Origin of the sequence: Moraxella cuniculi DSM 21768 (assembly GCF_900156515.1) — a bacterium.
Lineage (GTDB): Bacteria > Pseudomonadota > Gammaproteobacteria > Pseudomonadales > Moraxellaceae > Moraxella > Moraxella cuniculi.
In genome coordinates, this window is sequence record NZ_FTNU01000026.1 from 1 (window position 1) to 11,036 (window position 11,036).

Annotated in this window: 13 protein-coding genes and 1 pseudogene; 6 read left to right on the forward strand and 8 right to left on the reverse strand. The window is 38.8% G+C overall.

From position 1 onward, the window contains the following. Positions 1 to 1,378: pseudogene (locus tag BW928_RS11865) on the forward strand (hypothetical protein); the annotation flags it as partial. A gap of 3 nt (positions 1,379 to 1,381) precedes the next feature. Further along, positions 1,382 to 1,825, forward strand: a complete 444-nt coding sequence (locus BW928_RS10655) for a hypothetical protein (RefSeq protein ID WP_076556199.1) — start codon at positions 1,382 to 1,384, stop codon at positions 1,823 to 1,825. 422 nt (positions 1,826 to 2,247) lie between these two features. Here BW928_RS10655 and BW928_RS10660 read toward each other — a convergent pair whose 3' ends face one another. Further along, complete coding sequence (locus BW928_RS10660; RefSeq protein ID WP_076556200.1) at positions 2,248 to 3,207, reverse strand: Arc family DNA-binding protein; 960 nt, start codon at positions 3,205 to 3,207, stop codon at positions 2,248 to 2,250. Position 3,208: 1 nt separating this feature from the next. Here BW928_RS10660 and BW928_RS11720 point away from each other — a divergent pair, with 1 nt between their 5' ends. The 4 genes from BW928_RS11720 (at position 3,209) to BW928_RS10680 (ending at position 4,855) form a co-directional block, all read left to right on the forward strand. Beyond that, positions 3,209 to 3,553 (forward strand): hypothetical protein, encoded by a 345-nt coding sequence (locus BW928_RS11720; protein ID WP_076556201.1) that lies wholly within the window; start codon positions 3,209 to 3,211, stop codon positions 3,551 to 3,553. A 67-nt stretch (positions 3,554 to 3,620) separates the two neighbouring features. Beyond that, the gene (locus BW928_RS10670) at positions 3,621 to 4,187 is read left to right on the forward strand and encodes a Mu transposase domain-containing protein (RefSeq protein ID WP_076556202.1); all 567 of its coding nucleotides are present in this window, start codon (positions 3,621 to 3,623) and stop codon (positions 4,185 to 4,187) included. A gap of 196 nt (positions 4,188 to 4,383) precedes the next feature. Then, positions 4,384 to 4,578: an ATP-binding protein gene (locus BW928_RS10675; protein WP_076556203.1), complete on the forward strand. Its 195-nt coding sequence runs from the start codon at positions 4,384 to 4,386 to the stop codon at positions 4,576 to 4,578. Beyond that, on the forward strand, positions 4,520 to 4,855 hold the full coding sequence (locus BW928_RS10680) for an ATP-binding protein (RefSeq protein ID WP_078310480.1): 336 nt from the start codon (positions 4,520 to 4,522) through the stop codon (positions 4,853 to 4,855). The genes BW928_RS10675 and BW928_RS10680 overlap by 59 nt, the downstream gene beginning before the upstream one ends. A gap of 145 nt (positions 4,856 to 5,000) precedes the next feature. Here BW928_RS10680 and BW928_RS10685 read toward each other — a convergent pair whose 3' ends face one another. The 7 genes from BW928_RS10685 to BW928_RS10715 all read right to left on the reverse strand — a co-directional run. After that, positions 5,001 to 5,261, reverse strand: a complete 261-nt coding sequence (locus tag BW928_RS10685; RefSeq protein WP_076556205.1) for a hypothetical protein — start codon at positions 5,259 to 5,261, stop codon at positions 5,001 to 5,003. A gap of 528 nt (positions 5,262 to 5,789) precedes the next feature. Then, on the reverse strand, positions 5,790 to 6,392 hold the full coding sequence (locus BW928_RS10690) for a hypothetical protein (protein WP_076556206.1): 603 nt from the start codon (positions 6,390 to 6,392) through the stop codon (positions 5,790 to 5,792). Next, complete coding sequence (locus BW928_RS10695) at positions 6,385 to 7,710, reverse strand: hypothetical protein (RefSeq protein ID WP_143821552.1); 1,326 nt, start codon at positions 7,708 to 7,710, stop codon at positions 6,385 to 6,387. The genes BW928_RS10690 and BW928_RS10695 overlap by 8 nt, the downstream gene beginning before the upstream one ends. Positions 7,711 to 7,940: 230 nt before the next feature. Further along, positions 7,941 to 8,525 (reverse strand): Imm42 family immunity protein, encoded by a 585-nt coding sequence (locus tag BW928_RS10700; RefSeq protein ID WP_076556208.1) that lies wholly within the window; start codon positions 8,523 to 8,525, stop codon positions 7,941 to 7,943. Further along, a complete protein-coding gene (locus BW928_RS10705; RefSeq protein WP_076556209.1) occupies positions 8,522 to 9,259 on the reverse strand; it encodes a hypothetical protein in 738 nt (245 codons plus the stop codon). Before BW928_RS10705 ends, BW928_RS10700 begins: the two co-directional genes overlap by 4 nt. Positions 9,260 to 9,340: 81 nt before the next feature. Continuing rightward, positions 9,341 to 9,793 (reverse strand): hypothetical protein, encoded by a 453-nt coding sequence (locus BW928_RS10710; protein WP_076556210.1) that lies wholly within the window; start codon positions 9,791 to 9,793, stop codon positions 9,341 to 9,343. Between the two features lies 1 nt (position 9,794). Next, the coding region (locus BW928_RS10715; RefSeq protein WP_200800848.1) for a VENN motif pre-toxin domain-containing protein at positions 9,795 to 11,036 on the reverse strand (1,242 nt) is incomplete at its 5' end.

Below are 11,036 nucleotides of genomic sequence, written 5' to 3' on the forward strand. Positions count from 1 at the left end.
AGAGCTAAATGCTCAAACAGTTATCACCACAGAATTTGGTAAAGAAGCAGCAAAGAGAATCGGTGATTATGCCCAAAACAAAGAACTTGAACTGCTTGCACAGGGCAACACCGAAGAAGCTAATAAGTGGGCAGAGGGTGGGGTTTATCGTGTTGCTTTGCATACCCTAATTGGTGTTTTAGGTACTGGCACGGTTGAAGGAGCGATGACTACAGGCAGTGTTGCCCTATCTGCACCAATACTAAATAAGATATCCCAACAAGTAATCAAGATACTTATTGATCAGGGTGTATCACCACAGATTGCTAAAAATGCCGTTGATCTCGTCAGTAATCTCGGCATTGCAACAATCACCGAACTGGCAGGAGCAGAAACCGCAAGCACTGCAATGGCAGTGAATGTGGATGCGTTTAATAGGCAGTTGCATGCCAATATGGGGGAGGCTTGGGTTATTGAAGAGCTTTACAAAAGACAAGGCAATCACAAAAAATGGTCAAGAGAACAAATTGCTAATGCACTAAGGGCTGCTAATTTTAAAAAAGGTAGCTTCTATGAAAGTGCTGATAGTCATAATGCCGTTCCATCAAATAGACCTGATTTGGGCTATGATAATTTAGTTGGCGTACAATGGAATAATCGTGGTACTGGCATCAGCCTAAATATCCCAAAAGTTGATCCAAGTTTAGTTGCATACATTCAAAGTCATACTGGCAAGGGTGATTTTGCGTCATATCAATATACTTGGGATCCTCATAGATTAAGCAATTATCAAGAACCACGACCAGAGCGGGTTAGAATACAGCAAGTACCTTTAGTCTTGGAAAGTGAATTGCGCTATAGAAACGCTGCAGTTATGAATGGTGCAGATTTACGAGGTTCTTCAAATATTAACCATGCCTCAAACCAAGCATTTAAAAATGTGTTAAATAGCGCAGAGCGCTTCCATCGGAATTATAACCATGTAACAGTGTTAAGCGTTAGCAATGGTGGATTTGCACAAACTATCATAATAAATAACCTAAATGGCAAGGTGTATATGTCCATGCCTATTGATGTAAGTGCAAATGTGAAACCTCCAAATTTGGGTAATTTCCAAACAGCTGGGGCTTCTGCTGGTTTTGGTGTTGCGTTGAGTCAAATTAACAGTCGTCAAGATATCGCGAAAAAGGCGGCGGCTATCGACGATATCATTAAGGGAGCATCTCTTGGAGTGCAGGCCTGTTATGCTGCTTGTCTAGGGGGTTCTGTGGCGAGTGGAAACCAGGTCATGATCTTATATGGAGTAGGCACGCCAGGGGCCTCATTGGGTTCATCCTATATGGTTGACACAGGCATTGTGCTCAAAAAATCAGAGATTGCAAGATATAAATCGAGATAGCCTATGATAAATTACCATAAAAATTATTTTCAGAATAATACCAAATTATATGTTTTTCTGGGTCTTGTAGCGCTTGGAGCTATACACAGTCTTTATACTTATGTCCCCGGATGCTTATTAATGGACGAGTTTTATAAAGATATGAACCATATCACCCAGCCATTGGGGCAGCCAACAGAGATTAGACCTGTTCTTAGATGTAGTGGACCGACAGTTCTTGAGTACACATTTGAAAACATTTCGATTGAACAATATCGGGCAGTAGTAGATGATCTTAGGCAATCCAATCAATGGACTGAAGCGAGTGTCGGTAATCAGCTGACTGACGATCAGCTTTTTTGTAAAGGAAAAACATCTCTAACAATTTTCCCAGGAGATGAGTATACAGGGTGGTTGGCTTTTTATTTAGTCTGGGAACCGGATGGCTACTGTTACAAAAATCATTGACTGCACTAGTACAATAGATACCATCCCCCCCCCTCTGTCAAGTCAAACTTTTAACTGAGTTTCACTTGGCTTTGGTAGGGAGTTTGGTGCTTAATCACACCAAAACAGATTTGAACCAATTTACGCATACAGACATATAGCACGGCAGGATGTGTACAGCACACCGCCAATTTAAACCATTTCATTGGTACATTGCACCCCTGCCCACTTCAGACTCTCATCACTCCTGATGGATATCCGCATTCTGGTTAATGCAATAGCCAATGATAGACGGCACAATATGTGTCAGCATAAAGCACGCGTCGCACCCATACACCAGCAAAGCAAAGGTCTGTAGTTGTGCTAAGACATAAACCCAACCAACCCCCACCCGACGCCACCATCTTTTTTGATGGTGGTTTTTTTGTTCTTGATAAAGCGGTTTAGGGATACATGTCTCTTAGCTTGGGATCTTCATTGATATACGCCTGCACTCTAAAGCAGACATCCCGATAGCCGTGCCAGTAGTAATTAGCATCTTGTTTATCAAATGTATGTCGATCCCAGATGTCATCCATCCACGGAGTAAAGGCTGCTCGTGCAGTCAGCTTAAGTGGATGCTCCATACCTTGTTTTAGCTGTTCACAGACAGCTGCGTCAAATAAGTAGCTCATGGCTTGGTGTTTATACTCACCATGTTTACAAATATCTTTGAGTGCCAACACAAACAAAGCTTGTATTCTAGCACCTGTAGCACCAACCACATTACTAAGATGAATATTGGTAGTGTACACCTGGGCATGCTTGTGGCTAAACTGCTTGATGGTCAATACATCACCAGTAGTACTGTCATTTTGAATAAAAAATACCTTTTGAACTGCATCAAATCCTGCTTCCGGCTCAAAACAAAACTCCACAATAGACTGGACGGTATCAAAACGGCTCATGTCTTGGTTTTTGATTGGATAAGGCTGTTTTTCATCAAACATGAGCCATTGGGCATCACATCCCAGATAGTCCGCCAGTTGTTTAAGCTGCATAAAAGTTGGCTCAAGATCACCATCAAGCCAACGAATCACTTCATCAGCTCTTTCATAACCCAAATCATAAGCGATACGCGCAGGCGATAGCTGTCGCACCATTGGCACCTTGCTCAATTCAAATAAGGCTGTGTTTAATCGTTCTTGAACCGCACCCAATCGCTTGGTTTTATGATGGCGAGCAACAATCTCATCTAGCTTTTGCATGATGTCTGCATAGCTGTCATTGGGTGTGGAGAATGAGTTGACCAAGCGATAGTTCATTTCAAGATTTAAAGAACGACCATGAAACTGTGCTTGCTCCTGCAGCTTTTGTTTAAGGTCAGGCGGGATGCGCAAATTAACTTGGATATCTCCAGCCATAATGAGTAACTCCGTGGGTAATGCGATTTGGTTGTTATTCGGTATTATATTAAGCAACCGAGCCATCGCTCGCCATCTAAGCATCTCACCAACCACAGCCGCCAAAATACGCAAGCTCAATCAAAACTACATGCTTGGTATTGATGAAATACTGGCAACAAATGATGTTGAAATGCGAAGGCTTTTGGGCTTGGTCAAGGTATATAACCCACACAAAATCAAATCCATCAAAACACATCCTGATTGGGCATACATTGATAAAGAGATGTCGTGCCCTGACATGACACTGGAATTGCTTTGGCAAGAGTTCAGGAAGACACATCCTGACGGCATTGGCTATTCATAGTTTTGTGAACAATATCGTAAACACAAGAAAACCTCCCGCCCGAGTAAGAAATCATCGGTTTTTTAGTTTGGATGAACTAAACCATACACTCTCACAAGAGCTTTGCAAATTAAATACCAAAACAACAAAACGCTACCCAGAGAGTCGATATGTTTGTTTTAGCAAGACTGATGAGCAGTTTTTAAATCCGTTGCCTGCCAAGGCGTATGAAATATGCCAATGGTTCTATAATCTTAAAGTTACCGAGTTTTATATGATTACTTTGGAACATGCCAGCTATTCTGTCCCATATCAGTTTATAGGTCAGCGTGTAAATGTCAAACTCACAGATAACAAAGTATTGGTGTATCTACACCGCGAACTCATCGCTGAACATCAACACATTACCACAGGTAGTAGCATTTTACATGAGCATATGCCAAGAAATCATCAGCTACAAGATGAAATGCAGCCAGATAAATTACTGGCTTGGGCACAAAATATTGGCACACAAACCGCTCATATGGTTCAAAAGATTATACAAAACAAATCCGACTATGCCAATAATCTTAAAAAGCTCAATCAGTTAAAGCGATATTTGCTTGAGCATAAAGTGCCGAATATGCAGATAGAGCAAGGCTTTGACTATGCGTAAAGGCTCAATATCTGTGCAGTTGACCGCATCATTTCGGTATTTAAAAATAAAGTTTACCAAAAGACAGAGCATCCAATCATGCCAAGCATAGAAGATTTGGATGTTGTATTCACCTCAAACCAACTGCATGAAAACATTCGTGGCTCAAATTATTACGCCAATGAAATCAACCAAAATGCAAGCTAGGAGATTAATCATGACAATTAATACCATTATCCTAAAACTTAAACAACTAAAACTTAGCCATGCTGCCAACTATTATGAGGCACACTATCTGGCACCAAGCAATCCACAGATAAGCACGACAAAGCTGATTGAAGGTATGCTTGAACATGAAATCAATGGTCGGCACAATAATCACATCAATAAATGGCAGTATCGCCAAGGTTAAACAAAAATACTGCAAGGTGGATTTGTTAATCATTGATAACTTTGGCATTGGTGAATTACTACCGCAGATATGTCCTGTGTTGCTTGATATTATTGATAAGCAATCCAGCGTTGGCGGTTTGCTGATTACTAGCCAATACCCTGTCGCAGCTTGGCATGGACTATTTCCTGAAGCAACCATTGCTGACGCTGTGCTTGATCGCATCATTCACCGAGCATACCCGCTTGCACTGGCAGGCGAATCTATGCGGAAGAAATTAGTGCACACAATAAATTAACACTACAATAATCATCGAGACTCAGCTAAAATGACCAGCATTCACCGGAATGACTGGTCATTTTAAATTGGAATTGGTGTCCATTTTAGACTGGAATAGATGGTCAGGAGGGTGTGGATTTTGCAAATATCTACAATCTTTTTCATCACTTAATCTCCTTGATGCTATCAAAATCAATGATAGATTTATCGGGGTGAGTATAGGGATTTTCTTTAACAAAATTAATTTGCTTAACGCCACCTGGCATGACTTTACCTGTTTTACCATCATGCATTGTGCCTGCGATGCCTTCACGAATACCGACACCTGCTTGTACTTCAAATTCTACAACATAAAATTTGTTTAGTGAACCATCTTTGGCAATATTGGATTTAAAAGATTCGGTTACTGCCAAACGCTGACGCATATCAGCAATAGAGCTAATCGCTTCTTGGGTTGCCCAATCGCCTAAAGCTTGTTTGCGTTGGTTTAAGGGTGAATTTTTATATTCGTTTTCCCCATTAACCGCTCATATTGGTCTTTATCAATCACCATTCGCATTCTTTCGGGCTTATCTAGCACCCTGTCTGTTACCAAAGTACCGGGCTTCCATGCTGGATAGCCCGTTGGATGGTATGGTAATTGTCGTCGACTTTCTAATCCCAAATTGGCAGCAACTTGGTCGTCATTTGATTCTTTGTTTTTATCAACCCGTACCAGCCCATCTCTATCGGTTACTTGACCTGCATTGATATTTTCCGCTTTATGGATGACGGGATTTTCTGATGTTGCTGTAAAATCTCTTTAGCTGTATCTTGTGTACTTGCTAGGTATAAATCATTGGCAGCGTAGCTGATGGCAACACCTGTGTTGTGGCAGGTGGTGGGTTGGTGGCAGTGCATTATTTTTATCTCAAGGCATTGAAATTGTTGAGTTTTTGCAAGCTTAATCCAACCTATGTGCTGTGCAAGTTTAAAATTTTCCACAAGTTTATATTCTTGTAGAACCAAAAAGCATCCTTATCTGGAATTTTATCACCAAAATCCCCCTGCTTGGAATCCCAATCACTACCAGTATAGCTTTCAGGACTATAATTAAAATCCAAATGCCTATACAGTTTCTTATCAAAGTCAATATAATATCTAGGCAATCTGGAATTTAAAATTTGCACCAAGGAATAGAGTTCGTTGTTTAATTCTTTATTAAAGCTCTTATATAAATCAACAATGCTTTTATTATTGATGTCATAAAGGAATATTTCCGCCATTGTTTTTGTAGGCAAAATCAAGCACTCTTCCGATTGCAAGTACTGACAAACTGTCTCTTTAGTTAATTTAATAACCCCACCCCTAGACTCTTTCATTGCCTTATTATAATTTACAATATCTATTTTACCCATATCTAGTAGAAGCTTAGCATCTATCTCATGATCCAAATAATAATTGTATCTATAGTCTAAAACCCAGTAACCCACTTCTTTGACCAAGAAATAAGCTATGCTCAGCTCTCCATCCCATAAATCTTGCACAATCTTTTTGTATGGTAGTGGTTTAATCATTTACTCTCTCTCCAAATTCTTTTAGAAATTCTCTTTCACTTAAAATTCTTGTCCTTGATGAGTACTCTTCCAGTAAAGAGTTCCATATTTTTGGAAGTTCTATACTTGTGCCTGGCGTGTTTATATCTGTAATCTTTGGTGCATTAGGGTCGCTATTTGATCTACGCAAATTTGGATTTTGAGGAACAGCTTCTTGCATAATGAAATTATGCAGATCTGAATCCACTTCAAATACAACAACCTGCCCATTTGGTCTTTTTTCGCTCAAATAATATTTAGCATGGTCAGACCCCAGCGTACTCACACACAACTGCCCAGAGCATCCAGTATTGATTTTAATAGTACCATCACCGTTTACAGTTATACGATTCTGACTGGTTTTGTTTCCAGATCCACCACCTTCAACACGAAAGTATGTCTCTGTATTTTTAATTGATTCGGTGCTAGCAGTACTATATCCTTGAGTGCCATTTTGGTCTATGGTATCAAATTTACCAGGGCTATTTACAGGTTTATCAACAATTTTTATTGTTCTAACAACCGAACTGGCAGCTCCACCTACTGGCAGTAAAACACCACTTGCCCCAATCTGTTTTTGAGTTTCATTCCAATCTTTGCCTTGTATATAACCCAAATCCTTATATTTACCCTGAATTCGCAATAGGTTTTCATAATAAGTCTGCATGACCTTATCATCGTACAAACCAACCTCATTGCTTGTTAATGAGCCTTTGGCATACTGAAATATCAACTTTGGATTAGGGATTAGGTTCAGAAAATCTTTTTTTATAGATGCTTCTGCATTGGCTTGATTTGCACCCAACTGTCCCCCAAGCACAAAATCACCATGAGCAACTTGCGGATTTGCTGGCACATACAAAATTTCTATAGCTCGTTGAATTTTTACATCTTCTATTTCATCAAACAACTGTCGCAAATTTATTTTTGGATTGTAGTATTCGTCGCTATTGGCATTAAATGCTTTTCGCTCCTTATCATTCATCTTGCTCCAAATGTATGTTAAGGCACGAGGGGCGGGTGCTCCGCTCTTATACTCACCATCTGTATCGTAAGATTCTAAATTGTAGATATCTGACCAATCTTTTCCCTTATAAGCAGCTGCAACTCGCACCAGTTCCATCTCTGCTTCTTCTTTGCTAAGGTTATATTTCTTTCTAAATTCCTCAACTGTATTTTCATCTAAAATTAATTTAATCTCATCAGGATGCAACTGCCTATTAAACACATCCATATTCACCGCTGTGGCAGTGGCTGAGGTATCTGCACCGATTACAACTCCTGCTGTTAATAATACCAAAGAGGTCAGTTTGCCTGCTGCTGATAAAGCACCTGTTATTGGGTTATTACCTGTGGCGTAGCTTACGGCAGCACCGAGTATAGCATGGGCAAGTAGGTGTTGCGGGCTTTGTTCTTTGGGTCTGTTACCATTGTCTAGTTGGTTTAGGGTTTTGTTTTGTTTAAAGTATTGTCCTATGTGTTTAAGCTACTTGTGGGCTTATTGCTCTTGTGATATCTGTAATCATGTTATTAATTATCTCTTTTTATCGAAACCCCATTATTTTCCAAAAATAATATCAATTCATGAATCAGAATAATATAATCATTAAAGTTGATAATGACAGACCAAATATTGGAGACATTCAATAAGGAAAAATCAAAAAAATCTTTCAGATCATTTTTGGTATAAAAAACCAGCTTTAGCTTATCATCCAAAGATTTGACACCAAACAAATGAAAACTTCCAGCATGTCCTCTAGAAAAACTATATAAACTTAAATCAAATTTAATATTTTCTTCTACTTCATTCCAATTTTCTAAATTCTCTTCCCATTCATCTTCAGAGTTAGCACACCAATTTGGATATCTCTCCATTAACATGAATTTCAATATTTCCACATCTGGTAAATCAAAAACATGCTGATTGCATGGTATGCAATCTATTTTTTTAAAAACATCTTCAAACTCATTATAAAATGATACCAAACCATAATTTGTTGAAAAGAATTTGCCATTTAGATAAATTCCAACAATACCATTAACCTCTTGATCAAGTAACCAGTACTTAACCCTGTCCACATAAATTGCAAAAGTATCAGGATTTCCGAAAATCATAATTTCTTTACCTTTTTGGGATTTAGTCCAAAATGTTTAATAACATTTGGATTACTAAGTGCAACATTTCGCCAAATTGATTCAGCTTGCTGATTTTCATTTTCTACATGAAGCCAATAATTTGTACCGCCTAACTTATTAAAATGTGTTTGAGTGAGGGTTTCACTCATTGCAAAGTACTGTTTGCGTAAGTTTTCACATTGTATGGCATTATAGTTTATTACGCAGACATTGTTTAAATTTTTTTGTTGTTGATCAGATAGTGCTAAATATTTTTGAATTACTTGATCTTTACAAGTCTGATTACGGCAAGCAGCAATCTGTTTTTCCCACTGTGCTATTTGGCTGTGAAGTAAATAATTCCACCTTGTCTGCCCCACATTATTCACAGTGCTTGCTGTGCTGTCGCCTATGGTTGTGCCTAGGGCTGCTGATAGGGCAAGCAAAGCGGTTTGTCTTGTGGTTTCATCAAAGCCTTGTTTTGTAAGGTATTCATCAATCTTTGGAATGGCGTAAGCAGTTGTGCCTGCTGATATTGCTCCTTCGATAGTACCTATGGCTAGAGCAGCAGTTATTGTGTGTAGTGCTATTCGGTAGATGCCGCCTTCTGCCCATTTCTTAGTTTCTGCCAGTTTTTCATCTGTGCTAAGATTGGGGTTGTTAAGTATCTTGGTGATGGCATAATCACCGATTCTTTTTGGGGCTTCTTTACCAAATTCTGTGGTAATTACCACTTGAGCATTTAGCTCTGTTGATTAGTTGGCTTAACTGAACTTTCATACCCATTTAACCAAAACCATCTGTTAAACATCAGATTACAATCTCATGCATACCCCTCTTTCTTCAAATCGAACCCATATATCAATTGTCTCCTGATTGTCAATTTTTTCAAGGCTGATTTGCACATATATTATTTCTTTGCAATATTCTTGTTCGATTTCAGAATAGGATTTATAATATCTAGCATAAATACTTGGATTTAGAGTTTGCAAATTTGTTACCAGCTGCTGATAATTTTTATCTGTGTTTAAAAATCTCTTAAAATAAGCAATATAATTTGTAGATGGCGAATACTTTTCTTCCTCAATAATTTTATCCTCCATGCCCTGCGTAATATCATACATTTCTTGTTTCATTAATAGTTTGAGATCTGGTAGTCGATTGGGTAATTTATCTTTATTAACAGGATTAATAAACCAATAATCTATCTTAACATAAAGAAAAAATAAAAACAAAATAGCTACAAAAACATTAACTAATTTCTGCATACTATCTTCTCTTCTGCAACTTTATAAGCTGCTCATGAGTTAAGGTAATGCCAGTATCAAACATTGTTGTTGCAGAGCCTCCCAGTTGCGGTGTTCCAATACCATATGTATTTATTATCTCACCGTCTGCTGTTCTTGCACCTCCCAAGCACACCCCCAAACACCCTTGAATACCAAAAGATCTACCATTAATAGCTTTATCAATCTGATCCGCTGTTTTTCTACCACCTTGCACACTCCCAAAATTAATTGAACCACCGGGTGATGATAAAATATTGGCTAAATTTGAAACATTAAAATCGGGGTGTTGTGAAGCATATACCTTGCCATTTTTATTATTGATAATAATGGTATAACCAGTCAAGCTGGCAGATCCATTGATAATTGTCATGTCATTATATCTTGTATGAAAAAATTCCAAATCAGATATCATGGTGTCAAGCTTACCCCGCAAACCAATCAATTTAAAATACAAATCCCTGTCCCCATCAGAAATCTCCCATGCATATATTCTTTGTGCTTCAAGATACATTTCATTATTATTCTCAACCCCAACTCTCCCCACTTCAGCAGCACTCACACTACCTGCAACATCGCCATCAGTGATGGTATAAGTAGTAAATGCTGTAGCTAGGGTGATGATGTTGGTAATGATGTCTTTTTCATCTTGGGTGAGTTCTTTTGAATCTTTACCAAATAAGAACTTAGATAGGGCAGGGGCAGCAGCTTCACTGCCTACTGCTGATAAAGCACCTGTCATTGGGTTATTGCCTGTGGCATAGCTTGTAGCAGCACCTAATATGGCATGGGCTAACAGGTGCTGTGTTGAACCTTCTTGGTCTTTCTCTTTAAAGTATTGTCCTATTTTGTAAGCAAGTTCTGGGCTTGCTGCTCTTGCCACATCGCCCAGTATACCATTGGCGTTAGGAGCATACAAGGCTGAGGTGATGCCATCAAATAGTCTTAGGTTTTGTTCTATTTTTTGGGCTTTTTCTTCCAGTTCTGTTTTTCTTGGGTCATCATCTGGTAAGTCTTTGGCTTCATTACGGTAGTCTTCTGCTTTTTTGGCGTACTCGCTTCTGATTTTTCGTCTGTTTTGGTCAAAGCTTTGAGTTACCATAAGCTGCAAATCAATCTCTTGCCGTACCTTGTTTTTGTCAAAGTTGTTGCTAATAATGCCATTGATATATTTATTTTCTGTTACATCATCAGTGGTGATGTTGGTGTATAGGTTTTGGCTGTC